The following is a 25,981-nucleotide window of genomic DNA, read 5'->3' on the forward strand; positions in this document are numbered from 1 at the left end:
CCCGGTCCCCCGGGATATTTCCACGAAGAAGAAAGAGCTTCCGGCGCCGCCGGGTTGGCCGCAGCCTGGCCCTCAGGGTGCGGGTTGGGCAGACAGGCGGTCCTCGACCAGCGCAACGGCCCGGGCCACCGCCTCGTCGATGGTCAGGGCCGTCGTGTCCAGCACCACCGCGTCGGGCGCGGCGCGCAGCGGGGCGGTGGCACGGTCGGCGTCGCGGGCGTCGCGCTCGCGCAGCTGCGCCAGCATCTCGGTCGGGTCGACGCCTAGTTCGGCGGCACGGCGGGCGGCGCGGGTTTCGTCCCTGGCCACGACGTAAAGCTTGAGCTGCGCACCGGGGCAGATCACCGTGCCGATGTCGCGCCCGTCCAGCACCGCCCCCGGCTCCTGCACGGCGAAGCGCCGCTGGAAATCGACCAGCACGGCGCGCACCTCGGGGATTGCGGCGACCCGAGACGCGGCCTGGCCCGCCTCGGCCGAGCGCAGGCCGGGGCGCAGCAGGTCCTCGGGCGTCAGCGCCCTGGCCGCGGCCACCGGATCGCCGCCCATGGCGCCGACCGCGCGATACAGAAGGCCCGTGTCGAGGTGCAGGAAGCCGAAGCGCTGCGCCAGCGCGCGCGCGATCGTGCCCTTGCCCGAGGCGGCCGGTCCGTCGATGGCGATGGTGAAGGGCATGGGCATTCTCCGGCTGCAGGTCGGCCCGTCTTTGCCACAGAGGGCCGCCCGAGAGAAGCGGGCGCCCACCCCGGGGCAGGCTCAGACGATGGCGGCCTCGGCGAAGGGCTGGCCGTCCAGCACCCGCTGCACGCCCAGCGGCGACAGGTCCAGCGTCACCCAGTCGCCATGCACGATCTGCTCGGCGATGCCGCGCCCCACGGCGGGAGCCTGCTGCAGCCCGTGCCCGGAACAGCCGTTCGCATGGTAAAGGTTCGGCACCTGCGGGTTGCGGCCCAGGATCGCGTTCTGATCCAGCGTGTTGAAGGCGTAATGCCCGGCCCATTCCCGGATCACGCGGGCGGCGCCGAAGCCTTCCGCCCGGGCATAGAGGGCGGGCCAGACATGGTCTTCCCACAAGTCGGACTGGGGAACGAAGTCCTCCTCGTCGCAGGGGCCGTCGGTGGCGGGGACGGTGGCCGCCAGCCACTGGCCATGCTCGGGACGCATCCAGATGCCCGAGGGGTCGATGATCAGGGGCGCGCCGGGATGGCGGGCCTCGGGCGCATCGACGACGAAGATCGTGCGCTTGCGCGGCTCGACCGGCAGGTCGAGGCCCATTGCGCGCATCAGTCCCGCCGCGCGCGGGCCTGCGCAGTTGACGAAGACATCCGCCTGCCGCCGCCCGCCCTTTTCGAGATGCGCGGCCAGGATGCGGTCGCCGTCGCGCTCGAATCCGGTCACGCGGTCGGACAGCCAGGCCGCCCCCGTCGCGCGGGCAGCGTTCTTCAGGCCCGACAGCAGGCCCATGTTGTCGAAGAAGCCCTCGTCGCGCGGGCCGAAGGCGCCCGCCACGATGTCGTCAAGCTGCATCCAGGGAAAACGCGCGGCGAGTTCCGCGCGGTCCAGAACCTCGGTCGCGGCGCCAAGCCCGCGCTGCATCGCGGCCAGGCTTTCCAGCTGTGCCGCGCCCGTCTCGGTCCCCGTCAGGAACAGGTAGCCGTTCTCGCGCAGCCCGAGGTCGGGGACGCCGCCCTCGGGGCCTGTCCAGCGGGCGAAGTCGCGGATGAACTCGATCCCGAAGCGGCTGATGGCCACGTTGATCTCGTTGGTGAACTGCGAGCGGATGCCCGCCGCCGACAGCGCGGTCGAGCAGGTGGCGTAGCTCGGGTCCTGTTCGACCACCGTCACCCGCAGCGAGGGGTCCAGCCGGGTCAGCCAGAAGGCCACGGATGCGCCCATCACCGCGCCGCCCGCGATCAGAACCTCGGTCACTGTGCATTCCCCCCTTGCCGCCGGTGCCGCAGGATTTGCCGATGCCCGTGCCGCGCGCAAGGGTGCTTGACCAGGACGCAAGGTGCTGGACCTCGGGGCCGGGATCGGCGATACCGAGGCCCGGATTGCGCGCCTCAAGCGGAGTTGGCCCATGTGGATCGTCGATCGAGTGCTGACCTGGTGGAACGGCCAGACCCTGGGCACCCAGGTCTGGACTGCCCGCCATGGAACCAAGGTCGGCGAGGATGAGCTGGGCAACGCCTATTACCAGACCCCCGGCGGCAAGCGGCGCTGGGTGATCTACAACGGCGAGGCCGAGGCGAGCCGCGTGCCGCCCGACTGGCGCGGCTGGCTGACCCACACCTATGCCGAGCCGCCCAGCAAGGCGCCGCTGCCGCGCAAGGCCTGGGAAAAGGCGCATCTGCCGAACATGACCGGCACCCCGGCGGCCTATCACCCGGCGGGCTCGCTGTACCGGGCCGAGCCGGTGGCTCGGCGCGATTACGACGCCTGGCAGCCCGAGTAGGCCCGTGACCGAACGCGCGGAACGGGCCGAGCTGGTTGTCGGCGCCGCCGTGCTGGCCATCGCCGCGGGCTTCCTGGCCTGGTCGGTCGGCGGCTGGGGCGAGCGCGGGCAGGGCACCTATCCGCTGGTCGCCTCGTTTCCCAACGTGGACGGGGTCGAGCGGGGGACCGAGGTGCGGCTGGCCGGCGTGCGCGTCGGCCGTGTCTCGGATGTGCGGCTGAATCCCGACACCTATTATGCCGAGGCCGAGCTGCGCGTGCCCGAGAGCATCGTGCTGCCCACCGACAGCGCCGCGCTGATCCAGTCGGACGGGCTGCTGGGCGGGTCCTACATCGAACTGCGGCCGGGCGGGGCTGTGGAAACACTGGGTCCCGGCGACGAGATCGAGGACGTGCAGGGTGCCGTCAGCCTGCTGGGGCTGATGATGAAATTCGTGGATTCGCAGGCGGGCGGGGACGACGCGGCGGAGGATCAGCCGTGATCCGCCTTGGCCTCGCGGTGGCGCTGACCGCGGCGCTTCCGGCGCTGGCGCAGGCGCAGACGGAGCGCAGCACCGACGTTGCCCCCGGCACCCGGGCCGAGACCGTGGCCCCCCTGATTGAGGGACAGGTCGCCCAAGGGCAGGGCGCGCTGCTGCGGGGTCTCGACAAGGTGTCGGGCCAAAGCACGGACCTTGCGCTGAACGTGGGCGACTCGGTGACCTTCGGCCGGCTCGAGGTTCGCCTGGGTGAATGCCGCTATCCGGCAGATGATCCGGAATCGGACGCCTTCGCGCAGCTGACCATCACCGATTCGCGCAGCCGCACGGCGCTGTTCACGGGCTGGATGATCGCCTCCTCGCCGGCGCTCTCGGCATTGGACGATGCGCGCTACGACGTGTGGGTCGTGGGCTGCAATGACGGAACGGGCGCCGCGCGCCCCGACCTGACCTATGTGCCCGACACCGCCGAGCCTGAGGGCGGCGAGGGCATGGGCCCGGATGGCGAGTTCGCCCCCGTCGAGGAGGAGGACGAGGGCGAGGACTCCGGCGGCTGACGAAGGCCAGCCAGCAGCGCCTCGCCCGATGCGGGGGGCCGGGCGCGGAAATCGGCGGTCCGGGGAAGGGCGCGCGCCAGCCGCGATTGGTAGTCCAGCCGGCTGATCTCTCGCCCGCCCATGGTTGCCAGGTGCGGCGTCAGGTACTGAGTGTCGAACAGCGTGAAGCCGCAGCGCGCCAAGTGATCCGAAATCCAGACCAGCGCCATCTTCGACCCGTTCGTCCGGGTCGAGAACATGCTTTCTCCGAAAAAGGCGCCGCCCAGCGTGACGCCGAAGATGCCGCCGGCAAGCTGGCCGTTTTGCATGACCGCCAGCGCATGGGCGTGGCCTAGGGCGTGCAGTTCGGCGTAAAGCCGGCGCAAGGGCGCGTTGATCCAGGTCTCGGGGCGATCCGCGCAGGCCCGGACGATCGCATCGAAATCGGGACTGGCGTCGGCGGACCATCCCCCGCGCGCAAGGCTGCGGATCAGCGAGCGCGAGGCATGGACGCCGCCCACGGGCAGGATGCCGCGCCGGGGCGGGTCGAACCAGTAAAGCTGCGGGTCGTCAGCCGAATAGGCCATCGGAAAGACGCCGTTCGCATAGCCACGCAGCAGCATTCCTGCCGTCAGCATGAACCTGCGCATCCGTCAGGCGTTCCCGGCATGGGCAGCTTTCCCGATCCAGACAAAAACGGGCAAAGCTAAGCGCGGATCGCCGGGCAGCACAACCGCCCGGCCAGCCGTCAGCCGCCGTATTCGCGTTCCAGCCAGCGCTCCAGCCAGTGGATCGAATAATCGCCGCGCTGGATGTCCGGCTCTTTCAGCAGATCGACGAACAGGGGGATGGTCGTGTCCACGCCGTCCACGATCAGCTCGTTCAGGGCGCGGTTCAGGCGGGCCAGGGCCTCGGTCCGGTCGCGGCCATGCACGATCAGCTTGGCGATAAGGCTGTCGTAGTAGGGCGGGATAACATAGCCGTCATACAGGGCCGAATCCATCCGCACGCCCAGGCCGCCCGGCGCGTGATACTGGCTGATGCGGCCTGGCGAGGGCGCGAAGTTCGGCAACCGCTCGGCGTTGATGCGCGCCTCGATGGCATGGCCGCGAATCGACAGCTGGTCTTGGCGCAGGCTCATGGGCTCGCCCGCGGCGACGCGGATCTGCTCGCGCACGAGGTCCACGCCATAGATCGCCTCGGTCACGGGATGTTCCACCTGAAGGCGCGTGTTCATCTCGATGAAGTAGAACTCGCCGTCCTCGAACAGGAACTCGATGGTGCCCGCGCCCGCGTATTGCAACCGGGCCACCGCGTCGGCGCAGATCCTGCCGATGCGGTCGCGCTGTTCCGGCGTGATGACGGGACCGGGGGCTTCCTCCAGCACCTTCTGGTGGCGGCGCTGCAGCGAACAGTCGCGCTCGCCCAGGTGGACGGCATTGCCGCGGCCATCGCCGAAGACCTGGATCTCGATGTGGCGCGGACGCTGGAGGTATTTCTCGATATACACCTCGTCGTTGCCGAAGGCCGCCTTGGCCTCGGCCCGCGCGGTGCGGAAGGCGACCTCGAGGGCGGCCTCGTCGGCCGCCACCTTCATCCCGCGGCCGCCGCCGCCGGCGGTGGCCTTGATGATGACGGGGAAACCCATCTCGGCCGAGACGCGGCGCGCGGTTTCGATGTCGGGCACGCCGCCCTGCGAGCCCGGCACGACCGGAATGCCCAGCGCCTTGGCGGTTTCCTTGGCGGTGATCTTGTCGCCCATCATGCGGATATGTTCCGCGCGCGGGCCGATGAAGGTGAGGCCGTGGTCCTCGACCATCTGCACGAACTGCGCGTTTTCCGACAGGAACCCGTAGCCCGGATGGATCGCCTGCGCGCCCGTGATCTCGCAGGCGGACAGGATGGCGGGCATCGACAGGTAAGACGCCGAGGGGGGCGGCGGGCCGATGCAGATCGACTCATCGGCCATGCGGACATGCATGGCGTCGCTGTCGGCGGTCGAATGCACCGCGACCGAGGCGATGCCCATTTCCGAACAGGCGCGGATGACCCGCAGCGCGATCTCGCCGCGGTTGGCGATCAGGATCTTGTCGAACATGGGCGCGCCTTACTCGACGATCATCAGCGGAGTGCCGAACTCGACGGGGGTGCCGTCGTCGACCAGCACGCGACGCACGGTCCCGGCGCGGGGCGCGGGAATGTGGTTCATGGTCTTCATCGCCTCGACGATCATCAGCGTGTCGCCTTCCGCGACCTGCTGGCCGATGGTGACAAAGGGCGCGGCGCCCGGCTCGGCCGACACGTAGGCGGTCCCGACCATGGGCGAGGGCACGGCCCCCGGATGGCTGGCCGGGTCCTCGATCGCGGCTGCGGCGGCCGGCGCGGCGGCAGGGACAGGGGCTGCCGAAGGGGCGGTGGCGACAGGGGCCGCGGCGGCCGAGCTTTGGACGAAGACCTGGCGGTCGTGCTTGGACAGGGCCACCGTCAGGCGGTCGTTCTCGCCGTATTCGCGCTTGACCGTCAGTTCGGTCAGGTCGTTGCGGTTCAGAAGCTCAGCCAGCGCCTGGATGAAGGCGGTGTCGCCCGCGTGGTGCCGGGTCTGGTCGTTCTCGCTCATCTATATCTCTGCCTTGGGGCCGTTCTGGGGTCGCGGCGTTGTCGCCGGGCGTTATAAACCCTCGCGCGGGGCAAGGGAAACCGTTTCGGGCGGCGCAGCCGAAGGGCCCTGCGGCCCAAGCTCGGGGGGATCGTCCAGGTCGGGCCGACCGGTCAGGTCCTTCCAGCGCCGGTGGACCCAGAACCACTGGTCCATGTGGGCGCGCACCAGCCGTTCCAGGTCGTCGTTCAGCGCCTGCATCATCTTCTCGGGGTCGGAGGGCATGACCGGCTCTCCCACCTCGACGCGGAAGCTCAGGCCGTCGGACTCGCGGATGCCCGCGATGGGAACCAGCAGGGCGTGATAGCGCAGGGCGAGTTCCGCGGGGGTCAGCACGGTCTGGCTGGGCAGGCCGAAGAAGCGCAGGGTTGCGCCGTGGCGATCATACTGGTCGAAGCCCAGGCACAGCATTCCGCCGCCCCTGAGAAAGCGCAGCATCCCCGCCAGCCCCGCGCGGCCACGCGGGAACAGGGGCCGGGCGATCGCCTCGATCGCGGGAACATAATGACGGTTGAAGGCGCGGTTGTTCATCGGGCGGTACAGCGCGCCGACCTTCCAGCCGCGCGCCGCCAGCGCCACCCGCATGGCGTCGTAGTTGCCGAAATGCGCGCAGGCGAGGATGACCGGCCGTCCCGCAGCCGCCGCCTGTTCCAGCGCGGGCAGGCCGGGCCCGGCCAGCCGGTCCTCGGCGCCGATGCGGGCGGTAAACTCGGTCCCCGAATAGATCTCGATCAGCGCGCGGCCCGCGTTGTCGGGGACCGCGCGCATCAGGCGGCGGACCTGCCCGGGCGGAAGGTCGGGGCAGGCGAGCGCGAGGTTGTCGCGGATGCGCCTGCGCCAGCCCGCAAGCGGCGCGACGACATGGGCGAAGGCCCAGCCCATCGCGGGCACGCGGCGGTGATAGGGCATCAGCAGGAACAGCCCGACCAGCAGGCGGAATGCCCCGCTGCTCAGCCGGTCGGCCAGCGGGACCGGCGGCTCCTCGGGCGGCTGCGTCATCGCTGCGTTCCCTGCATGGCCTGCGCCTCGCGCGCCCAGACGTAGAGGCCCGCGCCGACGATGACGATGGCGCCGAGGATCGTCCAGCCATCCGGCACCGCGCCGAAGAACAGCCAGCCCCAGAGCCCGGCCCAGATCAGGCCCGTATAGCCGAAGGGCGCGATGGCGGCCGCCTCGGCCATGGCGAAGGCGCGGATCAGCAGCGCCTGCGCCAGCGTCCCCAGCAGGCCCATCGCCGCGAAGGCCCAGAGGTCGCCGGCCGCGATGGGCTGCCAGACGAAGGGCGCGACAAAAGAGGCCCCCAGCGTGGCAACCCCCGTGGACCACAGGATCGAGGTGGCGGTGCCATCGCCCCGCACCAGGCGCGTCATGATCGCGCCCGCCGCATAGGTGATGGCGGCCATCAGCGGCAGCAGGGCGGCAGGCTGGAAGACGCCCGCACCGGGCCGGATCACGATCAGCGCGCCCGCCAGCGCGGCGGTGATGCCCGCGATGCGGCGGAGGCCGATGCGCTCGCCCAGGAACAGGGCTGCGCCAAGGGTGATGAGGACCGGGTTGATGTCCATGATCGCGGTCGCCTCGGCCAGCCCGATAAAGGGCAGCGCCGTGAAGAACAGCCCGATCGAGGCAAGCTGCGTCAGCCCCCGCCCCACCTGCAGCAGCGGCGAGGCCGAGCGCGCGACCTGTTTCAGGCGCGGGGCCAGCACCAGCATGACGATGACGAGGTTCAGTGCCATGCGGCACCAGACGATCTGGCCGGGGTGATAGCCCGCCTGCGTCAGGTGCTTGCCGGTCGCGTCCATCAGCGTGAACAGGAAGACAGAGCCCAGCAGGGCCAGGATGCCCAGCGACTGCCGGGACATGCCCGAGGCATCGGTTGTTGCCGGGGGAAGGGCGGACATCAGCGGCGGGCGGGGCGCCCGGCTTCACGGCCGGACGCTCCGCGGGGGGTATTCGGGTCAGGAAGACGCGGCAGGTCCCCGCAGAAGGCGGGGCGGCGGACGCTCACAGCAGCGCCTTGACCTTTGCCACCGTGGCCTCGGGCGTGATGCCGAACTCCTTGTAAAGGCGGTCGGCCGGGGCCGAGGCGCCGAAGCCGGTCATGCCGACGAAGTTCTGGCGCTTCCAGTCGCCGCGCTCGCCCATGAGCAGCCAGTCCCAGGGCTGGCGGACGGCGGCCTCGATGGCGACGCGGACCGGGCCCTCGGGCAGGACCTGCGTGCGGTACTCCTCGGGCTGGTCGCGGAACAGTTCCATGCAGGGAACCGAGACCACGCGGGTGGGGGTGCCCTCGGCTTCCAGCGCCTCGGCGGCCTTGAGGGCGATCTCGACCTCGGAGCCGGACGCCATCAGGATCGCCTTCGGCGCGGCCGAGGCCTCGCGCAGAACATAGGCGCCCCTGGCGGTCAGGTTCTCGGCGGTGTGTTCCGTGCGGACAGTGGGCAGGTTCTGCCGCGACAGGGCGAGGACCGAGGGGGTCGAACCGGTGGTCAGCGCCAGTTCCCAGGCTTCGGCGGTTTCCACCACGTCGGCGGGGCGGAAGGTCCAGGTGTTGGGGGTGGCGCGCAGCATGGCCAGGTGCTCGACCGGCTGGTGGGTCGGGCCGTCCTCGCCCAGGCCGATCGAATCGTGGGTCATCACATAAACGACCGGCACCCCCATCAGCGCCGACAGGCGCATCGCGCCACGGGCATAGTCGGTGAAGACCAGGAAGGTGCCGCCATAGGGACGGAAGCCGCCGTGCAGGGCGAGGCCGTTCATCGCGGCGGCCATGCCATGCTCGCGGATGCCCCAGTGGACATAGCGGCCGGCGCGGTTCTGGGCGTCGAAGATGCCGAGGTCGCGGGTCTTGGTGTTGTTGGACCCGGTCAGGTCCGCCGAGCCGCCGATGGTTTCGGGCAGGATCGGGTTTACGACGTCAAGCACCATCTCGGACGCCTTGCGGGTGGCGACCTTGGGCTTTTCGGCGCTGGCCTTTTCCTTCAGCGCGGCGATGGCGGGGGCGAGCGCCTCGTTGGGCTCGCCTGCCACGCGCGACGCGAAGGCGTTGCGCCTGTCGGCGGGCAGGGCATCGACGCGGGCGGCCCAGGCCTCGCGGCCGGCGCGGCCCTGTGCGCCGATCTCGCGCCAGCGGGCGACCAGTTCGTCGGGCAGTTCGAAGGGCTCGTGTTCCCAGGCATAGGCGAGGCGGGTGGCCGCGATCTCGTCGGCCCCCAGCGGCGAGCCGTGGACGCCCGAGGTGCCGCCCTTCTTGGCCGAGCCGTAGCCGATGGTCGTGCGGCAGGCGACCAGCACGGGGCGGCCGTCGTCCTCCTTGGCGGCGGTCAGCGCCCGGTCGATGTCGGCCGGGTCATGGCCGTCGCAGGACAGCGTCCGCCAGCCCGACGCCTCGAAGCGCTTGAGCTGGTCGGTCGAGTCCGACAGCGACACGGCGCCGTCGATGGTGATCTGGTTGTCGTCCCACAGCACGATCAGGCGGCCGAGGCGCAGGTGGCCCGCCAGCGAGATCGCCTCCTGGCTGATGCCTTCCATCAGGCAGCCGTCGCCCGCGATGACCCAGGTGCGGTGGTCGCAAAGCTCCTCGCCGAACTCGGCGCGCATCTTGGCCTCGGCCATCGCGAAGCCGACCGAGGTGGCAAGGCCCTGGCCCAGCGGGCCCGTGGTGGTTTCCACGCCCTCGGCATGGCCGTATTCCGGGTGACCCGCCGTTGCCGCGCCCCACTGGCGGAAGTTGCGGATCTGATCGAGCGTCATCTGCTCGAACCCGGTCAGGTGCAGCAGCGAATAGATCAGCATCGACCCGTGGCCCGCCGACAGGATGAAGCGGTCGCGGTCGAACCAGTTCGGGGCCGAGGCGTCGAACTTGAGGTGCTTGCGCCACAGCACGGTGGCGACGTCGGCCATGCCCATGGGCATCCCGGGATGGCCGGAATTGGCCTGCTCGACCGCGTCCATCGACAGCACGCGGATCGCGCTGGCGAGGCTCCAGTGGTCGGGATCGGCAAGGCGGCGCGCGGTAAGGGGCATGGGGCGGCTCCGGGTTTCAGGGGTTGGCAGGGTGATAGGCATCGGCCAGTCCGGTTGCAAGCCGCAGAGGGTGGCTGACGCGGCGATACCGGACCGGGGGCCAGCCCCCGGACCCCCGGGATATTTTCACGAAGAAGACGAGTCCTGGGCCTCTTTGCGCGGTGGGTGCTGTGCCAGGGGGTGATGGTTCAGCACCAGTTCGCGCATCCGTTCGTCGAGGACGTGGGTGTAGATTTCCGTTGTGCCGAGGTCGGCATGGCCCAGCAGGGTCTGGATCGCGCGCAGGTCCGCGCCGCCTTCCAGCAGATGCGTGGCAAAGGCGTGGCGCAGGACGTGGGGCGTCACCTTGCCGGGGGGCAGGCCCGCGGCCGCCGCGAGACCGGCGAGCATCCCGTGGAACGCCTGTCGCGTCATGTGCCCCGCCGCGCCCGCCGCCGGGAACAGCCAGCGCGCGCCCTTGCCCGCGACCAGCTTGCCCAGGGCGCGGTCGGCCGGCGCCCCGTCGCGCAGCACCAGCCAGCGGGCCACCGCTGCGCGGGCGGGTCCGGTCAGGGGCACCATGCGTTCCTTGCCGCCCTTGCCACGGATCAGCAGCAGCTCGGGGTCGCCCCGCAAGGCCGCCACGGGCAAAGACACGAGTTCGCTGACCCGCATGCCCGTGGCATAGATAAGCTCCATCGCGGCGGTGTTGCGGGCGCGGTCCTCGGGCGTGGGGCCGTGCGTCTGGACGGCGTCGAGCAGGCGCCCCACCTCGGCCTGGCTGAGCACCTTGGGAAGGCGCTGGTTGCGGCCGGGTCCCGACAGGCGGATCGCCGGGTCGTCGTCGCGCCAGCCTTCGTCCAGGGAAAAGCGGGTGAACTGGCGGATCGCCGACAGCCGGCGGGCGCGGGTCGCGCGGGACAGGCCCTCGGCCTCGCAGGCGGACAGGTAGGATTCGATGTCGTCGCGCGTGATCGCCGCCAGCGTCAGGTTGTGCCGCGCGGTCCAGGCGGCAAGGTCGGCGAGGTCGCGGCCATAGGCCAGCAGCGTGTTGCGCGCGGCCCCCGCCTCGGCCGCCTGGGCGTCAAGGAAGGCCTCGACCCGGCGCATGTCCTCGGCGCGGCCCTTGTCCTGCCGCGCGGGCGGGCGTCCGGGGCGGCGCGACCCGCTCACCTGCGCGGGCCGCCCATGTGCTCGGCCATCAGCAACTCGATTGCCGCCTGCCGGGCGTCCGAGGGCTGGCCAAGCTCGACCATGCGGCGCAGGCCGGCGGCGGCACGCGCAACGTCGCCGTCCAGCCCCGCGTCCACGTCGGCCATCGCTGCCAGCAGGGCGAGGCCGCGCCCTTCCGGCGGCGGCTCGGGCAGGGGCTGCGCGGCAAGCGCCTCGGCATAGGCGGCCCCGGCGCTGTTCTGCGGGAAGGCGGCCGCCGCCGCGGGATCGCCTGCCGCCAGCGCGACAAGCGCGCGGTCGGGCGCGGGCAGGTTGCCCTGCTGGGTTTCCGGCAATCCGACCAGCAGGCGCAGGTGGGCCGCTGTCTCGGCGGCCTCGGGGTCCAGCGTCAGCCCCGACAGCGCGGGGCCGACCAGCCGTGCGAAAGGCAGGTCCAGCCCGGCCTGCAGGAACAGCGGGGCGGCTTGCGGCAGCTCGTCCGAAAGGGTGGCGGCGTCGCCCGCATCCAGTGCCGCCTCGATGCGCTGGAAGGCGGCGGCGCGGTCCCAGACCCCGCCCGAGGCGGCCGGGCGCTGGTCCAGATAGGCGGCGGCCAGCAGCGCAGGATCGATGGCGCCGGCGCGCGCCAGCCGCTCGGCCGCGTCCAGCCGCGCCTTCCAGCCCGCGTTGCCGTTCAGGTCCGCCCAGGCAAAGGGCAGGGGCAGCTCGGCCGTGGACAGGGGCTGGCCGATGGCCTCGAATAGGCGGAACTCCAGTGGCGTCACGTGTTCAGGGTCGGGCAGCGCCTCGCCCATGTCCGCCGAGCCGTCGTCGAGGAAGCGTTCCATCAGCGCCAGGGTCTGCGGCGACATCAGCCCGCCGGCACGCGCCCCGTGCAGCGTCAGGGCGGCGGCGCTCCAGTCCCCCGCGCGGGCGAGGCAGTAGATGCGCGCGCCCAGTCCCGGCGCAAGGCCGGGGCGCTGCCCCATCACGGCGCAGGCCTCGTCCATGGTGTCGCGCAGAAGGGCGATGTCGAAGCGCCGGGCGAAGCGCGCCCCGTCCGTCCATCCTGCCGACTGCAGCATCGCCTCGGCGTCGTCCAGGCGCCCGGCCTCTATCAGCCGGTCCACGCGGGCCAGGAACAGGCGCCCCTCGTCCCCGACCGCGCCGCCGGGGGGCGCAAGCTGCGCCGTCAGGATACGCTGCAACAGCGAACGGTTCGCCCCGAGGCGCGGGTTGGCGGCGGCGATCGCCTCGGCGACCCGGCCGGCGGTGGCTGCGCCCCAGAGATCGCGGGGCAGGCGCGCGGCTTCGGCGCCGATGGCGCCCTTGGTGTCGGGATTGCCGTCCGACAGGCGGGTGACGCCCACGGGGGGCGGCGCGGCGCCCGTCGCAAGCTCTCGCGGGGGTTTCAGGGTGGCGGGGCGGGCGACCGGCGCCACGGGGCGGCGGCGCTGCGCCTCGAAGGGCACCTCGTCGCCGGGGCGCCAGCCCGTCACCGGAGGACGGGCCGGGGCCGTGCCCTTCAGCCAGTCGCTTGCGGCTGCCGGGTCGCGCGCGCCCTGTGCCAGCGCCGCGCCCGAGGGCAGGGCGGCCAGCGCCGCCAGAAGGGCCAGGTCAGTCCAGCGCATCGGGATCGCTCGGCTCGGCCGGAGTGTCAGAAGCGGGTGCGGCGGGCGCCGGGGCGGCAGTGCCCGAGGCGGCGGGCATGTCGAGGTCCAGTTCCACCGGCACGCGCATCTGCCGCGAATCCGCGGCCATGTCGCCGAAATAGGCATAGCCCACCAGCGCGATCAAAGCCGCCACGACAAGAAAGGCGATCAGTTTCAGCAGCCGCATGGTCCGTCCTTTCGTCCGAAACCCCTCGCCTTCGACGTGGAGGGGTCTTTTTCCATCCTCGATACCCTTTCGCGCGAGCGGGTGAAAGCCGCGACCCCTGCGCGGCCGGAGGGGTGTGGCGAAAACCATATGGCGTTTCGCCGGAACTCGCGTCATTCAGCGCGGTGAATGACGCCAAGGGAGCGGGATCGGTGAAACGCAGCATCGTGCTGATCGGCATGATGGGGGCAGGCAAGTCGGCGGTGGGCGCAGAGCTCGGCCGCCGCCTCGGCGTGCCCGTCCGCGACACCGACACCGAGATCCAGGCCGCGGCCGCCGCCACCATCCCCGAGATCTTCGCCCGCGACGGCGAGGCCTTCTTCCGGGCCCGCGAATCCGAGGTGCTGGCGCGGGTGCTGCGCGGCCCGGCGGGCATCGTCTCGACCGGCGGCGGCGCCTGGATGCGCCCCGAGAACCGCACCCTCATCGCCGGGGCGGGGGTGTCGGTCTGGCTCGACTGCAAGCTTTCGACGCTGTGGCGCCGGGTGAAGCAGAAGCCCACGCGCCCGCTGCTGCAGACCCCCGACCCGCGCGGAACGCTGGAGCGACTGATGGCCGAACGCGCGCCCGCCTATGCGCTGGCCGACATCACCGTGGCCGTGCAGGACAGCGATTCGGTCGAGGCCACCGCGACGCGGGTGCTTGACGCGATCCGCGCCCGCCGTCCCGATATTCTGGAGCCCGCATGATCCGCACCGTTCCCGTCGCGCTGGGCGACCGTTCCTATGACGTCCGCATCGGCCCCGGCCTGATCGCCCGCGCGGGCAACGAGATCGCGCCCCTGCTGCCGCGCCCCCGCGTGGCCGTGCTGACGGATGAACGGGTCGCGGCCCTGCACCTGCCCGCGCTGACCGCCGCGCTGGACCGCGCGGGCATCCGGTCCTCGGCCTTGGCGCTGCCCGCCGGAGAGGCCACGAAAAGCTGGGACCACCTCGGCCGCGCGGTCGAATGGCTGCTGGCCGAGCGCATCGAGCGGCGCGACATCGTGATCGCGCTGGGCGGCGGCGTCATCGGCGACCTGGCCGGCTTCGCGGCGGCGATCCTGCGGCGGGGCGTGCGCTTCGTGCAGCTGCCGACGACGCTGCTGGCGCAGGTGGACAGTTCGGTCGGGGGCAAGACGGGCATCAACTCGCCCCATGGCAAGAACCTGATCGGGGCCTTCCACCAGCCGAGCCTCGTGCTGGCCGACACGGACGTGCTGGCGACGCTGCCCGACCGCGACTTCCGCGCGGGCTATGGCGAGGTGGTGAAATACGGGCTGCTGGGAGACGCGGATTTCTTCGCCTGGCTCGAGGAAAACGGGCCGAAGCTGCGCCGGGACCGGGACGCGCTGATCCATGCCGTCGCCCATTCCGTCGCGATGAAGGCCGCCATCGTCGCGCGCGACGAGACCGAGCAGGGCGACCGCGCGCTGCTGAACCTCGGGCATACCTTCGGTCATGCGCTTGAGGCCGCGACCGGCTATTCCGACCGCCTGCTGCATGGCGAGGGCGTGGCCATCGGCTGCGCGCTGGCCTTCGACCTGTCGGCCCGGCTGGGCCTTTGCCCGCAGGAGGACCCTTCGCGCGTGGCGGCGCATCTGGCGGCGATGCAAATGCCGTCGCGCCTGTCCGACATTCCCGGCGATCTGCCGGACGATGCGGGCCTGATCGCGCTGATGGGGCAGGACAAGAAGGTCGTGGACGGGCGGTTGCGGCTGATCCTCGCACGCGGGATCGGGCAGGCCTTCGTGGCGTCCGACATCGATCCGGCGGCGATCGCCGCGACGCTGGCGCAGGCCCGATGATCGGCTTTACCGCCCGTTAACCCTCGCGCTAGTAAGAGCGGATTCGACACCCCTGAAGGAGCCGCACATGGCAGGCAGCGTCAACAAGGTCATCCTGATCGGCAACCTGGGTCAGGACCCGGAAATCCGCACCTTCCAGAACGGCGGCAAGATCGCGAACCTGCGCATCGCCACCTCGGAAACCTGGAAGGACCGCAACTCGGGCGAGCGTCGCGAGCGCACCGAGTGGCACACCGTCGTTATCCATTCGGAACCGCTGGTCCGCGTGGCCGAGCAGTTTCTGAAGAAGGGCATGAAGGTCTACATCGAGGGCCAGCTCGAAACCCGCAAGTGGCAGGACCAGTCGGGCGCCGACCGTTATTCGACCGAGGTCGCGCTGCGTCCCTTCCGCAGCGAGCTGACGATGCTTGAAGGCCGCGGCCAGGGTGGCGGCGGCGGCAGCCAGGGTGGCGGCTACAACGAGGGCTACGGCGACTATGACCGCGGCGGTTCGGGCGGCGGGTCGCGGTCCGGTTCGGGGGGCGGCGGCGCGGGCCGTGGTGCACCGGATTTCGACGACGAAATTCCGTTCTGAGGAAGGGCGCGCCGGTCGGCAGAATGTTGCCGATCGCGCACAGCCTTTTCGCCCCAATGGGACGCGACGACTGGCGGTGCCGCTCGTTTCGGGTATCGTTGCCCCAAAACGATAAACGGCGAGGGAGCTTCCCCAATGAGTGCAGTGATCGTGAACGTCGCGCGGCTGGCCAGGGTTGCCGCGCTGGCCGTTGCCGGACTTGCGGTGGCAGTTCCCGCCCAGGCCGAGGGCCTCAGGCTGGGCGGCGCCTCGTCGAAATCGAGGGCCACGCAGTTCCAGCGCCAGACACAGCTGATGGACAGCCGTCTCGCCGCGCAATACCAGCGCTCGCAGCGGCTGCGGCCTGAAACGGGCAAGTCGCGCACCGTGACGGTCATCAGCCTGGACGGCCGCGCCTCGACCTCGGGCGGGGCGATCCCGCGCTATACCGGCAACCAGCGCAGCAAGTACCTGCCCCATGCCCGGGCCGCCGCCCGCAAGCACGGCATCCCCGAGGACCTGTTCCTGCGGCTGGTTCAGCAGGAATCGGGGTGGAACGCGGGCGCACGCTCGCACAAGGGCGCGACGGGTCTGGCGCAGCTGATGCCCGGGACGGCCGCCAAGCTGGGGGTGAACCCGCATGACCCGGTGCAGAACCTGGAAGGCGGCGCGCGCTACCTGCGGATGATGTACAACACCTTCGGCGACTGGCGGCTGGCGCTGGCGGCCTACAATGCCGGGCCGGGCGCGGTCACCAAGCACAAGGGCATCCCGCCCTACCGCGAGACGCGCAACTACGTCCGCATCATCGCCGGCGGCTGAACCGCCCGCGCCAGCGCGACTGCGGGGCCGCCAAAGGGCGGCCCTTTTCCGTTCAGCGTCCCGCCCGGATCGCGTCGATCTCGGCCTTCAGCCGGGCGATGCTGGCAGGCCAGCCCCAATGCGCCAAGGCATGGGGGCGGGGGTCATAGTCGGCGTGACGCTCGATCAACCGGCCCATGGCGGCGGCGAAATCGTCGCCCGGGGCAGCGGCAAGGCCCGTCTCGGGCGCGATGTATTGCAGCCCGCAGACGAGGTCCGCATTCGCCAGCACCGGCAGCCCGGCCAGCTGGTATTCCGTCAGGATCGCGGGCGCGCCGTCATGCTGGCCGCAGACCACGCCGATGCGGGCGCGGTTGATCTGGCGGTTCACCTCGTCATGCGGCACCGGACCCACGACTTCCACGTCCAGCCCCCGGCGGGCGGCGTCGGCGCGCAGATCCTCGGTCATGTGGCCGTAGCCCACGACCAGCAGCGCCGAGGTGCCGGGCCGGCGTTCCAGCGCGTCGAACAGGATGTCGTGGCGCTTGTAGGGCTGGGTGCAGGCCACATAGACCACGTCGCGGTCCTTGGGCGCCTCCGTCGGGTGAAAGGTATCGCCCGAGGCGAACTCGGGGCCGATCGGCAGCACCAGGCAGCGCGCGCCGGGGATGCGGGCGCGGATCTCGTCCGACTGCCACTCGGCGCCGGTCAGGAACAGGTCGAAGCGGCGGGCCACGTCGTCGGGCAGCCGCAGTGCGGGCGCGTCGATCGAGTTGTAGATCGTGACCGCGCCCGCGCAGGCCTCCATCAGCGCCCCATCGACGCCGAGGCCCCAGACGCACAGCACATCCGGCGCCCCGTGTGCGGCGACATGGGCCAGCGCCTCGGCCGAGCCGTAGGGCGCGGGGCCGTCCGCGCGGAACACGCGCCGGGACAGGCCGGGCCGGTCGGGATCGGGCGTGCCGCAGGGGCGGTTGCAATCGGCGTCGGATTCGCCGTCGCGGCCCGCGAAGCTCCAGATCTCGGCGGCGTCCACGAGGCCCGAGGCCACCGCCGCCAGCGGCAGGCGTTCCAGATAGCCGCCTGTCACGCGGACCTGCGCGCGGTCGGCAGCAGGGGGCAGGGTGCCGGGGTCCACCTCGCGCATCACCCGATCGTCGGGCGGCACCTGCGAGCAGAAGTCCGAAACGGCGACGATCCGCGAGGGACGGACCTTCTGCGTTCCCCTCAGGGGTGCCGAAGGGCAAGGGGCCCTCGCTCCGGCAGGATCGAGGGCATCAAGGACGGCAGGGTCAAGCACGATGGAGTCCAGCAGGGCGGTAAAGCGTCATCCCGCCCCGCTAGCACGCCAAAAAATGTTACGACAGGCCCGCCGGGTGGCTGCCTGCGCGGCGGACCTCAGCGTTGCGCCAAAGCCTCGGCCACCTGCGGGGCGTAATAGGTCAGGATGCCGTCGCAGCCGGCGCGGCGGAACGAGAGCAGGCTTTCCATCACCACCTCGCGCTTCAGCCAGCCCGCGCGGATCGCGCCCTCCATCATCGCGTATTCGCCGCTGACCTGATAGGCATAGGTGGGCGCGCCGAACTGGTCCTTCACCTCGCGGCAGATGTCGAGGTAAGGCATCCCCGGCTTGACCATGACCATGTCCGCGCCCTCGGCGAGATCGCGGGCGACGCAGCGCAGGGCCTCGTCCCGGTTCGCGGGGTTGATCTGGTAGGTCTTCTTGTCGCCCACCAGCCGCCCCGAGGCCCCGACCGCGTCCCGGAACGGCCCGTAGAAGCTAGATGCGTATTTCGCCGCATAGGACAGGATCGCCACGTCCTTGTGGCCGGCCTGTTCCAGCGCACGGCGCAGCGCCCCGATGCGGCCGTCCATCATGTCCGAGGGCCCGAGGATGTCCGCCCCCGCCTCGGCCTGCGCCAGCGCCATGCGGACCAGCGCCTCGACCGTCTCGTCGTTCAGGATGATGCCGTCGCGCACGAAGCCGTCGTGCCCGTTGATGTTGTAGGGGTCGAGCGCGATGTCGGTCATCACCGCCAGGTCCGGCGCGACCTCCTTGATGGCGCGGATGGCGCGGTTGCCGATGTTCTCGGGGTCCCAGGCGCGTTCGCAGCCTTCGGTCTTCAGGTCGGGGTCCGAGTGCGGGAAGATGCAGATCGCGGGGATGCCCAGGTTCATCGCCCGCTCGGCCGCGCGCTTCGCCCCGTCCAGCGTCAGGCGGTCCACGCCGGGCATCGAGGGGATCTCGCCCTCGCCGCCCGCAACCTCGGTCACGAAGATCGGCCAGATCAGGTTCTCGGTCGAAACATGGCGTTCCGCCGTCAGCGCGCGCAGGGCGGGGGTGCGGCGCAGCCGGCGCAGGCGCGTGGCGGGAAAGGGCGCGATGATGGGGGTGGCGGGCATGGGGGCCTCCTGTCGGGACAGTGGCCTGCTTGCCACGACCGCGCCGTCTCGTGCAACCGGCCCGGCTTGCCGCCGCAGGGTCCCCGTGGCTAGGGTGATCGGCGGTTTCAGGGGTGGAGACGGTTGATGGGAGGGACGGCAGGGCTGATCGAGGCGCTGGATACGCAGTCCTTCTCGTCGGTGTGGTACTGGCTGATGCTGACCGTCACCTGGACCTGGGTCAGCCGGGGCGCGCTCGGCATCCCGCCCGAACTGGTCCGCAGCCTGAACCGTCGCGGGGTGGAGGAGGCCGACGAATCCGCCGCGCTGCGGCTGCTGGACTGGGTGTCGCTGGTGGCGCCCCGCTGGCAGCTGATGCGGGACGACGGCGTGGTGCTGCTGGGCGTGGCTTCCTTCATGCTGTCGGTGCTGGCGGGACTGGGCTTCCTTTACGGGCTGGAACTGGCGCAGGCGCTGCTGCTGATGATGGCGCCCTTGATGCTGCTGGGCTGGCTGCGCCTGCGGCTGGCGGCAGGGCTGCGCGCCACGCTGGCCGAGGCCGAGGGCGGGCGCCTGCCGGTGGATCAGGCGGCGGCGCAGATCGCCGCGCGGATCACGGCGCACATGCGCGCCACGCTGGTGCTGTCGGGCCTCGCGGTCGCCACGGCGGCGATCTGGGGGACGATCTGGATGGCCGCGCATCCGAACGGGCTGTGACGGCGTTGGGCAGGGCCGCTTGACATCACGCCCTCGCACTTTACCTCAGCCTCCATGCCCGAAACCCTGATCCTTTCCGGCGCGCCCGAAGGCTTCGACGCCGCGCTGATCGCGCGCGAGGCCGACCGCGGCGCGCCCGTCATCCACATCGCCCGCGACGACCGCCGGATGGCCGCCATGCGCGCGGCGCTGGCCTTCTTCGCGCCGCATCTGGCAGTGCTGGAACTGCCCGCCTGGGACACGACGCCCTACGACCGCGTGTCCCCTTCGGGCGAGATCATGGCGCAGCGGCTGCAGGTGCTGGCAACGCTGGCCACCGGCGCGATCAAGCCGCCCTTCGTGCTGCTGACCACCGTCAACGCCGCCGTCCAGCGCCTGCCTGCGGCGGACACCGTGCGCGCGGCGTCCTTCATGGCCAAGGTCGGCGAGCGGCTGGACGAGGCGCAACTGCGCGGCTTCCTGTCCCGCATGGGATTCTCGCAGTCGCCCACCGTGACCGAGCCGGGCGACTACGCCATCCGGGGCGGGATCATCGACATCTATCCTCCGGGGCCGGGCGGGCCGGTGCGGCTGGACCTGTTCGGGGACGTGCTGGACGGCATCCGCCGCTTCGACCCCGACAGCCAGCGCAGCCTGGGCGCGCTGGACCGGGTCGAGATCGCGCCCATGTCCGAGGTGATCCTGAGCGAGGACGCCATCACCCGCTTCCGCCAGAACTATCGCGCGGCCTATGGCGGCGGCGCGAACGACCCGCTGTACGAAGCCGTCAGCGCGGGCCAGAAGGTCGCGGGGATGGAGCACTGGCTGCCGTGGTTCCATGAACGCCTCGACAGCCTTTTCGACTACCTGCCCGGCGCATCCGTCGTGCTGGACGACCATATCGAGCAGCACCGTGCCGCCCGATGGGAGACGATCTCGGAACAGTTCGACGCCCGCCGCGAGGCGATGGGCAAGCGCGGCGCAGACAGCGTCTATCGCCCCGTCGAGCCGACCGCGATGTTCGCCGAGGAGGCCGAATGGCGCCGCTGGCTGTCCGCCCACCGCACCATCTCGCTGTCGGTCCTCGCGCATCCGCCCGGGCCGGGCGTTCTGGACGCGGGCGGACGCGTGGGCCGCAACTTCGCGCCCGAGCGGCAGGCCGAGAAAACCGACCTCTTCGCCGCGCTCGCCACCCATGTGCGCGAACTGCAGAAGACCCGCCGCGTCGTCATCGCCAGCTTCTCGGAGGGCGCGCGGGAGCGCCTGACGGGGCTTCTTTCGGACGAAGGCCTGACTGGCGTTCCCATCGACGACATCCGCGCACTGCCGGACACCCAGGGCGCGCTGGGCCTCGCCGTCTGGCCGCTGGAGGAAGGTTTCGTCACCGACGGGCAGGCGACCGGGCCGCTCGCGGTGATCTCGGAGCAGGACGTTCTCGGCGACCGCCTGATCCGCGGCGCCAAGAAGCGGCGCCGGGCGCAGAACTTCCTCAAGGACACGACCTCGCTGTCGCCGGGCGACCTGGTGGTTCATGTGGAACACGGCATCGGCCGCTACCGGGGGCTTGAGACGATCACCGCGCTGGGCGTGCCGCATGACTGCGTGGCGCTGGAATATGCGGGCGGCGACCGGCTTTACCTGCCCGTCGAGAACATCGAGCTGCTGACCCGCTACGGCCACGAGGAAGGCCTCCTCGACAAGCTGGGCGGCGGGGCATGGCAGGCCCGCAAGGCGCGGCTGAAGGAGCGCATCCGCCAGATCGCCGACCGCCTCATGCGCGTCGCGGCGGAACGGCTGCTGCGCAACGCCCCCGTGCTGGAACCCGAGCATCACGAATGGGAGGCCTTTGCCGCCCGCTTCCCCTATACCGAGACCGACGACCAGGCCGCCGCCATCGCCGATGTGGCCGAGGACCTGTCCGCCGGCCGCCCGATGGACCGCCTTGTCGTGGGCGACGTGGGCTTCGGCAAGACCGAGGTCGCCATGCGCGCCGCCTTCATCGCGGCCAGCCAGGGGATGCAGGTCGCCGTGGTGGCCCCCACGACCCTGCTCGCCCGCCAGCACTATCGCAGCTTTGCCGAGCGTTTCCGCGGCACCGCCATCAACGTGCGTCCGCTGTCGCGCTTCGTCTCCGCCAAGGATGCGGCCCTGACGCGCACGGGGCTGGCGGACGGCACGGTGGACATCGTCGTCGGCACCCATGCGGTGCTGGCCAAGCAGGTGAAGTTCAAGAACCTCGGCCTGCTGATCATCGACGAGGAACAGCACTTCGGCGTGGCCCACAAGGAACGGCTGAAGGAACTGCGCTCGGACATCCACGTCCTGACCCTGACCGCCACGCCCATCCCGCGCACGCTGCAACTGTCGCTGACCGGGGTCCGCGACCTGTCGGTCATCGGCACCCCGCCCGTGGACCGCCTCGCCATCCGCACCTACGTCAGCGAGTTCGACAGCGTCACCATCCGCGAGGCCCTGCTGCGCGAGAAATACCGCGGCGGGCAGAGCTTCTTCGTCGTCCCGCGCCTGTCGGACCTGCCCGAGGTCGAGGACTGGATGCGCGAGCACGTCCCCGAGGTCTCGACCATCGTCGCCCATGGCCAGCTTGCGGCGGGCGATCTGGACCAGCGGATGAACGCCTTCTACGACGGCAGCCACGACGTGCTGCTGGCGACCTCCATCGTGGAATCGGGCCTCGACATCCCGACGGCCAACACCATGATCGTCTGGCGCGCCGACATGTTCGGCTTGGCGCAGCTTTACCAGATCCGGGGCCGCGTCGGCCGGTCCAAGACCCGCGCCTATTGCTACCTGACCACCAAGCCGCGCGTGCCGCTGACGCCGCAGGCGATCCGGCGGCTCAAGTTCCTCGGCTCCATCGACTCGTTGGGGGCGGGCTTCAACCTCGCCAGCCAGGACCTCGACCTGCGCGGCGCGGGGAACCTGCTGGGCGAGGAGCAGTCGGGCCACATCAAGGAGGTCGGCTTCGAGCTTTACCAGCAGATGCTGGAGGAAACGATCGCCAAGCTGAAGTCGGGCGAGCTTGAGGGCACCCCCGACGACGAATGGGCGCCGCAGCTGAACCTGGGCGTGCCGGTGACGATCCCCGAAAGCTACATCCCCGACCTGGACGTGCGGCTGGACCTGTATCGCCGCCTTGCGCAGCTGACCACCAAGGTCGAACTGGAAGGCTTCGCCGCCGAGCTGATCGACCGCTTCGGCCCGCTGCCGCGCGAGGTGAACACGCTGCTTCTGGTCATCCGCATCAAGGCGATGGCGAAGCGCGCGAACATCTCCTCGCTGGTGGCGGGGCCGAAAGGGGCGACGATCCAGTTCCATCAGGACAAGTTCCCGAACCCGGCCGGTCTGGTGGAATTCCTGAACGAGCAGAAGGGCGCCGCGCGCATCAGCGACAACAAGCTGGTCGTCAGCCGCGCATGGCCGACCGAGGCCGACCGCATCAAGGGCGCCTTCGCCGTGGCCAAGGACCTGGCCGCCAAGATCAAGTCGGGTGGGAAGGCGGACACGGCGGCGGCACGTCCGGCCGAGAAACCGGCGACGGCAAAGCCTGCCCCCGCCCGCCCGGAGGTCAAGGTCGAGACCCGTCCTGCGCAGCCGCTTGGCAAGCAGGCCCGCAGCGTCGCATCAGGCAAGCCCGCCCCGAAGCTGGGCGAGGCGGGCCGCACCCGCTGGTCGCAGGTCTCGCGTCCGGGCGCGCCGAAGAAGCCGGGAGGACGCTGGAGCTGACCGGAGCGTCCCTGATGCCGCCCATCATCGCCGCGAAGTCGACCCGACGCAGATAAGCAAGGCCGCCGATCCCCGGAACGCAGCCGGAGAGGCGCAACGCCCCGAGCAAGCAGGCGGCAGGCGACCCGAAACGGGCTCTGCCAAAGGCACTATGAGGTAAGCGTGATCCGGTCTCGCTGCGGCCAAAAGAGCGGACCGCGGCGGCCTTGCCCGTTTCAGCGGAAGAACCGTCCCGCGCAGGCCTGCGTCAGACCGAAGGCCATGCCGCCGCCCGTGTCCGCCACGGTCCCGCACCAGCGCCCGTCGGGCGAGAACAGGGACCGCGTGTGCCCTCCGCCGGGCCGGTAGGCCACGCGCCGCCCCTGCCGGTCGAACAGGTTCAGCGTGCCGCCGTTGCGGGTGTAGTAGCCCACCATCTCGTCGCCCGCCCAGATCCCCCGCCCGCCGTCCGGCCCGTTGGCGGGATTGTCCGGCGCGTTCGCCCGGATGCCCGAGCCGTTCCCCGGGGCGCTGCCGCTGTTGCCCGGCGCATTGGGCAGGTTCGTTCGCCGCGACGGCTGGTTGGCAGGCGCGCCGGGCCCAAGGTCGAAGGGCATCTGCGAGGGCTCGACGACGAACAGGGGCGCGTCCGCCAGGGCGGGCAGGGCAGTGGCGGCAATCAGCAGGGCCGCAACGAGGCCCGACATTGACGGATTCTTCATGGGGCCAGTCTATGAAGCGTTCGGGATCACTCAAGCCCAAGCAGGGGTGATCCTGATGAAATGATCTCGGCCCGGGACTGCCTTACCCGCGGCCGAGCCCGCGTTCCTGAAAGCTGGGGGCCAGGACGCCTGCCGCGGGTGCAGCCACGTTCAGGATGAACGGAAGCTCTGGATGCGGTCGCGCTTTCCCCTCCGCCGGACCGAGCCGCTCCCGGCACCGAGCCGTCGCGGATGGATCAGACCATCCGCTCCTGTTCCTTCGCGGCGCGGATGAAATCGGCGAACAGGGGGGCGGGGGCGAAGGGCTTGGACTTCAGCTCGGGATGCGCCTGCACGCCGATGAACCACGGGTGGTCCTCGATCTCGACCACTTCGGGCAGGCGGCCGTCCGGCGACATGCCCGAGAAGATCAGCCCGCAGGATTCCAGCTGGTCGCGGTATTTCGCGTCCACTTCGTAGCGGTGACGGTGGCGGTCCTCGATCTCGGTCGCGCCGTCATAAACCTCGGACACGCGGCTGCCGGGCTTCAGGACCGCCGTGTAGGCGCCCAGCCGCATGGTCCCGCCCTTGTCGTCGGTCAGCTTGCGCTGGACGGTGTAGTTGCCCTGCACCCATTCCTTGAGGTGATAGACGACGGGGGTGAATCGCTCGGCGCCCGCCTCGTGGTCGAACTCCTCCGACCCGGCGTCCTTGATGCCGGCTAGATTCCGGGCGGCCTCGACCACCGCCATCTGCATCCCCAGGCAGATGCCCAGGTAGGGGACATGCTTCTCGCGCGCGTATTTCGCGGCGGCGATCATGCCCTCGGTCCCGCGCTCGCCGAAGCCGCCGGGGACGATGATGCCGTGGTAGCCGTCCAGCAGGTGGATGCCGTCTTCCTTTTCCAGATCCTCGGCGGCGATCCATTCGGGACGCACGCGGACGCGGTTCGCCATGCCGCCATGCGTCAGCGCCTCCGAGATCGACTTGTAGGCATCCTCGAGCTGCGTGTACTTGCCGACGATCGCGATGCGCACCTCGCCCTCGGCGTTGGTCAGCCGGTCCATCACGTCCTCCCAGCGCCGCAAGTCGGGCTTGGGGGCGGGGCTGATCTGGAAGGCGTCCAGCACGGCACGGTCCAGCCCCGCGCGGTGATAGGCCATCGGCGCCTCGTAGATCGACTTCAGGTCGTAGGCGGGGATCACGGCATCGGGGCGCACGTTGCAGAACAGCGCGATCTTGGCACGCTCGCGGTCGGGGATCGGCTGCTCGGACCGGCAGACCAGCACGTCGGGCTGAAGGCCGATGGCGCGCAACTCGCGGACGCTGTGCTGGGTGGGCTTGGTCTTCAACTCGCCCGAAGCGGCCAGATAGGGCAGCAGCGTGAGGTGCATCAGGATGCACTGGCCGCGCGGGCGGTCCTGCGAAAACTGCCGGATCGCCTCGAAGAAGGGCAGGCCCTCGATGTCGCCGACGGTGCCGCCGATCTCGCACAGCATGAAATCGACCTCGTCCTCGCCGATGGCCAGGAAGTCCTTGATCTCGTTGGTGACGTGCGGGATCACCTGGATGGTCTTGCCCAGGTATTCGCCGCGGCGCTCCTTCTCCAGCACGTTGGAATAGATGCGGCCCGCGCTGACGGTGTCGGTGCGGCGGGCCGAGACGCCGGTGAACCGCTCGTAATGGCCCAGGTCCAGGTCGGTTTCGGCCCCGTCGTCGGTGACGAAGACCTCGCCATGCTCAAAGGGCGACATCGTGCCCGGATCGACGTTCAGGTAGGGGTCCAGCTTGCGCAGTCGGACGGTATAGCCGCGGGCCTGCAGCAGCGCGCCCAGCGCGGCAGAGGCAAGGCCCTTGCCCAGCGAGGACACCACGCCGCCGGTGATGAAGATGTAACGCGCCATGAAAAAGCCCCCGTGAGTTCGGCAATGCGGCAACGGTCCGCAACCGCCATCACGGGAGTCGGGACATACCCGATTCTCCGCGACGCCGCAACGGACCCGCGATGTGTTGCAGGGGCGCGGGTGCCGCGCCCCGGGTTGTGGTGGTTCAGTTCGCGGGCGCCGGGGTGATCGGCACGGTCCGCGTGATGACGTTGCCCGTGGTTTCCGCAGGCGCGGCGCCTTCCGCGGCGGCAGGCTCGGGCGCGGCGGCGGGCGAAGGCACCGCCGGCGCCGGTGCC

The 25,981-nt window shown here is 70.8% G+C and carries 24 protein-coding genes; 9 read left to right on the forward strand and 15 right to left on the reverse strand.

All coding sequences use genetic code 11. From position 1 onward, the window contains the following. Nucleotides 1–72: 72 nt before the first annotated feature. The gene (locus CK240_RS02545) at nucleotides 73–672 is read right to left on the reverse strand and encodes a (d)CMP kinase (RefSeq protein ID WP_095638805.1); all 600 of its coding nucleotides are present in this window, start codon (nucleotides 670–672) and stop codon (nucleotides 73–75) included. An 81-nt stretch (nucleotides 673–753) separates the two neighbouring features. Then, nucleotides 754–1,926 (reverse strand): NAD(P)/FAD-dependent oxidoreductase, encoded by a 1,173-nt coding sequence (locus CK240_RS02550; RefSeq protein WP_240517253.1) that lies wholly within the window; start codon nucleotides 1,924–1,926, stop codon nucleotides 754–756. A gap of 151 nt (nucleotides 1,927–2,077) precedes the next feature. Between CK240_RS02550 and CK240_RS02555 the strand changes: the two genes are divergently transcribed. Genes CK240_RS02555 through CK240_RS02565 form a run of 3 tightly spaced genes read left to right on the forward strand, consistent with a single transcriptional unit; the run spans nucleotide 2,078 to nucleotide 3,487 of the window. Continuing rightward, nucleotides 2,078–2,452: an NADH:ubiquinone oxidoreductase subunit NDUFA12 gene (locus CK240_RS02555; protein ID WP_095638739.1), complete on the forward strand. Its 375-nt coding sequence runs from the start codon at nucleotides 2,078–2,080 to the stop codon at nucleotides 2,450–2,452. A 4-nt stretch (nucleotides 2,453–2,456) separates the two neighbouring features. Beyond that, the gene (gene mlaD, locus CK240_RS02560; protein ID WP_095638740.1) at nucleotides 2,457–2,933 is read left to right on the forward strand and encodes an outer membrane lipid asymmetry maintenance protein MlaD; all 477 of its coding nucleotides are present in this window, start codon (nucleotides 2,457–2,459) and stop codon (nucleotides 2,931–2,933) included. Next, the gene (locus CK240_RS02565) at nucleotides 2,930–3,487 is read left to right on the forward strand and encodes a DUF2155 domain-containing protein (RefSeq protein WP_240517254.1); all 558 of its coding nucleotides are present in this window, start codon (nucleotides 2,930–2,932) and stop codon (nucleotides 3,485–3,487) included. The genes mlaD and CK240_RS02565 overlap by 4 nt, the downstream gene beginning before the upstream one ends. Here the strand turns inward: CK240_RS02565 and aat are convergent. The 9 genes from aat to CK240_RS02610 all read right to left on the reverse strand — a co-directional run bounded on the left by aat (nucleotide 3,382) and on the right by CK240_RS02610 (nucleotide 13,118). Next, a complete protein-coding gene (gene aat, locus CK240_RS02570) occupies nucleotides 3,382–4,104 on the reverse strand; it encodes a leucyl/phenylalanyl-tRNA--protein transferase (RefSeq protein WP_095638741.1) in 723 nt (240 codons plus the stop codon). The two genes, CK240_RS02565 and aat, sit on opposite strands and share 106 nt — an antisense overlap. Before the next feature lie 110 nt (nucleotides 4,105–4,214). Further along, nucleotides 4,215–5,564, reverse strand: coding sequence for an acetyl-CoA carboxylase biotin carboxylase subunit (gene accC / locus CK240_RS02575; RefSeq protein WP_095638742.1), 1,350 nt, complete (start codon nucleotides 5,562–5,564; stop codon nucleotides 4,215–4,217). A 9-nt stretch (nucleotides 5,565–5,573) separates the two neighbouring features. Next, the gene (accB, locus tag CK240_RS02580; protein WP_095638743.1) at nucleotides 5,574–6,083 is read right to left on the reverse strand and encodes an acetyl-CoA carboxylase biotin carboxyl carrier protein; all 510 of its coding nucleotides are present in this window, start codon (nucleotides 6,081–6,083) and stop codon (nucleotides 5,574–5,576) included. A gap of 51 nt (nucleotides 6,084–6,134) precedes the next feature. Next, the gene (locus CK240_RS02585; RefSeq protein WP_095638744.1) at nucleotides 6,135–7,121 is read right to left on the reverse strand and encodes a lysophospholipid acyltransferase family protein; all 987 of its coding nucleotides are present in this window, start codon (nucleotides 7,119–7,121) and stop codon (nucleotides 6,135–6,137) included. Continuing rightward, nucleotides 7,118–8,023, reverse strand: a complete 906-nt coding sequence (locus CK240_RS02590; RefSeq protein ID WP_095638745.1) for a DMT family transporter — start codon at nucleotides 8,021–8,023, stop codon at nucleotides 7,118–7,120. Before CK240_RS02590 ends, CK240_RS02585 begins: the two co-directional genes overlap by 4 nt. Before the next feature lie 103 nt (nucleotides 8,024–8,126). Then, on the reverse strand, nucleotides 8,127–10,148 hold the full coding sequence (gene tkt / locus CK240_RS02595; protein WP_095638746.1) for a transketolase: 2,022 nt from the start codon (nucleotides 10,146–10,148) through the stop codon (nucleotides 8,127–8,129). Between the two features lie 126 nt (nucleotides 10,149–10,274). Beyond that, nucleotides 10,275–11,237 (reverse strand): tyrosine recombinase, encoded by a 963-nt coding sequence (locus CK240_RS02600; RefSeq protein WP_095638806.1) that lies wholly within the window; start codon nucleotides 11,235–11,237, stop codon nucleotides 10,275–10,277. 59 nt (nucleotides 11,238–11,296) lie between these two features. Further along, nucleotides 11,297–12,910, reverse strand: a complete 1,614-nt coding sequence (locus CK240_RS02605) for a hypothetical protein (protein ID WP_095638747.1) — start codon at nucleotides 12,908–12,910, stop codon at nucleotides 11,297–11,299. Then, nucleotides 12,897–13,118: a hypothetical protein gene (locus CK240_RS02610; RefSeq protein ID WP_095638748.1), complete on the reverse strand. Its 222-nt coding sequence runs from the start codon at nucleotides 13,116–13,118 to the stop codon at nucleotides 12,897–12,899. Before CK240_RS02610 ends, CK240_RS02605 begins: the two co-directional genes overlap by 14 nt. A 164-nt stretch (nucleotides 13,119–13,282) precedes the next feature. Here CK240_RS02610 and CK240_RS02615 point away from each other — a divergent pair, with 164 nt between their 5' ends. From CK240_RS02615 to CK240_RS02630, 4 genes are all read left to right on the forward strand, one after another. Continuing rightward, nucleotides 13,283–13,846, forward strand: coding sequence for a shikimate kinase (locus tag CK240_RS02615; RefSeq protein ID WP_276303257.1), 564 nt, complete (start codon nucleotides 13,283–13,285; stop codon nucleotides 13,844–13,846). Next, a complete protein-coding gene (aroB, locus tag CK240_RS02620; RefSeq protein WP_095638750.1) occupies nucleotides 13,843–14,943 on the forward strand; it encodes a 3-dehydroquinate synthase in 1,101 nt (366 codons plus the stop codon). Before CK240_RS02615 ends, aroB begins: the two co-directional genes overlap by 4 nt. A gap of 67 nt (nucleotides 14,944–15,010) precedes the next feature. Beyond that, a complete protein-coding gene (gene ssb / locus CK240_RS02625; RefSeq protein WP_095638751.1) occupies nucleotides 15,011–15,517 on the forward strand; it encodes a single-stranded DNA-binding protein in 507 nt (168 codons plus the stop codon). 135 nt (nucleotides 15,518–15,652) lie between these two features. After that, complete coding sequence (locus CK240_RS02630) at nucleotides 15,653–16,318, forward strand: lytic transglycosylase domain-containing protein (RefSeq protein ID WP_095638752.1); 666 nt, start codon at nucleotides 15,653–15,655, stop codon at nucleotides 16,316–16,318. Between the two features lie 52 nt (nucleotides 16,319–16,370). Here CK240_RS02630 and CK240_RS02635 read toward each other — a convergent pair whose 3' ends face one another. Together CK240_RS02635 and hemB are read right to left on the reverse strand one after the other, a co-directional pair. Further along, nucleotides 16,371–17,465: a glycosyltransferase gene (locus CK240_RS02635; RefSeq protein ID WP_205957738.1), complete on the reverse strand. Its 1,095-nt coding sequence runs from the start codon at nucleotides 17,463–17,465 to the stop codon at nucleotides 16,371–16,373. 230 nt (nucleotides 17,466–17,695) lie between these two features. Further along, a complete protein-coding gene (gene hemB, locus CK240_RS02640; RefSeq protein ID WP_095638754.1) occupies nucleotides 17,696–18,700 on the reverse strand; it encodes a porphobilinogen synthase in 1,005 nt (334 codons plus the stop codon). A gap of 126 nt (nucleotides 18,701–18,826) precedes the next feature. On the opposite strand from hemB, the gene CK240_RS02645 reads away from it, so the two are divergent. Together CK240_RS02645 and mfd are read left to right on the forward strand one after the other, a co-directional pair. Continuing rightward, the gene (locus CK240_RS02645) at nucleotides 18,827–19,396 is read left to right on the forward strand and encodes a hypothetical protein (protein ID WP_095638755.1); all 570 of its coding nucleotides are present in this window, start codon (nucleotides 18,827–18,829) and stop codon (nucleotides 19,394–19,396) included. A 54-nt stretch (nucleotides 19,397–19,450) separates the two neighbouring features. Beyond that, nucleotides 19,451–23,119, forward strand: coding sequence for a transcription-repair coupling factor (gene mfd, locus CK240_RS02650; RefSeq protein ID WP_240517255.1), 3,669 nt, complete (start codon nucleotides 19,451–19,453; stop codon nucleotides 23,117–23,119). A 215-nt stretch (nucleotides 23,120–23,334) separates the two neighbouring features. On the opposite strand, the gene CK240_RS02655 is transcribed toward mfd, so the two are convergent. Then, a complete protein-coding gene (locus tag CK240_RS02655) occupies nucleotides 23,335–23,805 on the reverse strand; it encodes a hypothetical protein (RefSeq protein ID WP_095638756.1) in 471 nt (156 codons plus the stop codon). A gap of 251 nt (nucleotides 23,806–24,056) precedes the next feature. Further along, nucleotides 24,057–25,703: a CTP synthase gene (locus CK240_RS02660; protein WP_095638757.1), complete on the reverse strand. Its 1,647-nt coding sequence runs from the start codon at nucleotides 25,701–25,703 to the stop codon at nucleotides 24,057–24,059. Between the last annotated feature and the right edge of the window lie 278 nt (nucleotides 25,704–25,981).

The organism is Paracoccus salipaludis (genome assembly GCF_002287065.1).
Taxonomy (GTDB): domain Bacteria; phylum Pseudomonadota; class Alphaproteobacteria; order Rhodobacterales; family Rhodobacteraceae; genus Paracoccus; species Paracoccus salipaludis.

Coding starts and splice junctions, on each gene's coding strand:
- CK240_RS02545 (WP_095638805.1), bottom strand. CDS start 672: ATGCCCTTCACCATCGCCATCGACGGACCGGCCGCCTCGGGCAAGGGC.
- CK240_RS02660 (WP_095638757.1), bottom strand. CDS start 25,703: ATGGCGCGTTACATCTTCATCACCGGCGGCGTGGTGTCCTCGCTGGGC.
- aat (WP_095638741.1), bottom strand. CDS start 4,104: ATGCTGACGGCAGGAATGCTGCTGCGTGGCTATGCGAACGGCGTCTTT.
- aroB (WP_095638750.1), top strand. CDS start 13,843: ATGATCCGCACCGTTCCCGTCGCGCTGGGCGACCGTTCCTATGACGTC.
- CK240_RS02605 (WP_095638747.1), bottom strand. CDS start 12,910: ATGCGCTGGACTGACCTGGCCCTTCTGGCGGCGCTGGCCGCCCTGCCC.
- CK240_RS02555 (WP_095638739.1), top strand. CDS start 2,078: ATGTGGATCGTCGATCGAGTGCTGACCTGGTGGAACGGCCAGACCCTG.
- CK240_RS02655 (WP_095638756.1), bottom strand. CDS start 23,805: ATGTCGGGCCTCGTTGCGGCCCTGCTGATTGCCGCCACTGCCCTGCCC.
- CK240_RS02630 (WP_095638752.1), top strand. CDS start 15,653: ATGAGTGCAGTGATCGTGAACGTCGCGCGGCTGGCCAGGGTTGCCGCG.
- accC (WP_095638742.1), bottom strand. CDS start 5,564: ATGTTCGACAAGATCCTGATCGCCAACCGCGGCGAGATCGCGCTGCGG.
- accB (WP_095638743.1), bottom strand. CDS start 6,083: ATGAGCGAGAACGACCAGACCCGGCACCACGCGGGCGACACCGCCTTC.
- mfd (WP_240517255.1), top strand. CDS start 19,451: ATGCCCGAAACCCTGATCCTTTCCGGCGCGCCCGAAGGCTTCGACGCC.
- CK240_RS02585 (WP_095638744.1), bottom strand. CDS start 7,121: ATGACGCAGCCGCCCGAGGAGCCGCCGGTCCCGCTGGCCGACCGGCTG.
- ssb (WP_095638751.1), top strand. CDS start 15,011: ATGGCAGGCAGCGTCAACAAGGTCATCCTGATCGGCAACCTGGGTCAG.
- hemB (WP_095638754.1), bottom strand. CDS start 18,700: ATGCCCGCCACCCCCATCATCGCGCCCTTTCCCGCCACGCGCCTGCGC.
- CK240_RS02590 (WP_095638745.1), bottom strand. CDS start 8,023: ATGTCCGCCCTTCCCCCGGCAACAACCGATGCCTCGGGCATGTCCCGG.
- CK240_RS02610 (WP_095638748.1), bottom strand. CDS start 13,118: ATGCGGCTGCTGAAACTGATCGCCTTTCTTGTCGTGGCGGCTTTGATC.
- tkt (WP_095638746.1), bottom strand. CDS start 10,148: ATGCCCCTTACCGCGCGCCGCCTTGCCGATCCCGACCACTGGAGCCTC.
- CK240_RS02645 (WP_095638755.1), top strand. CDS start 18,827: ATGGGAGGGACGGCAGGGCTGATCGAGGCGCTGGATACGCAGTCCTTC.
- CK240_RS02600 (WP_095638806.1), bottom strand. CDS start 11,237: ATGCGCCGGGTCGAGGCCTTCCTTGACGCCCAGGCGGCCGAGGCGGGG.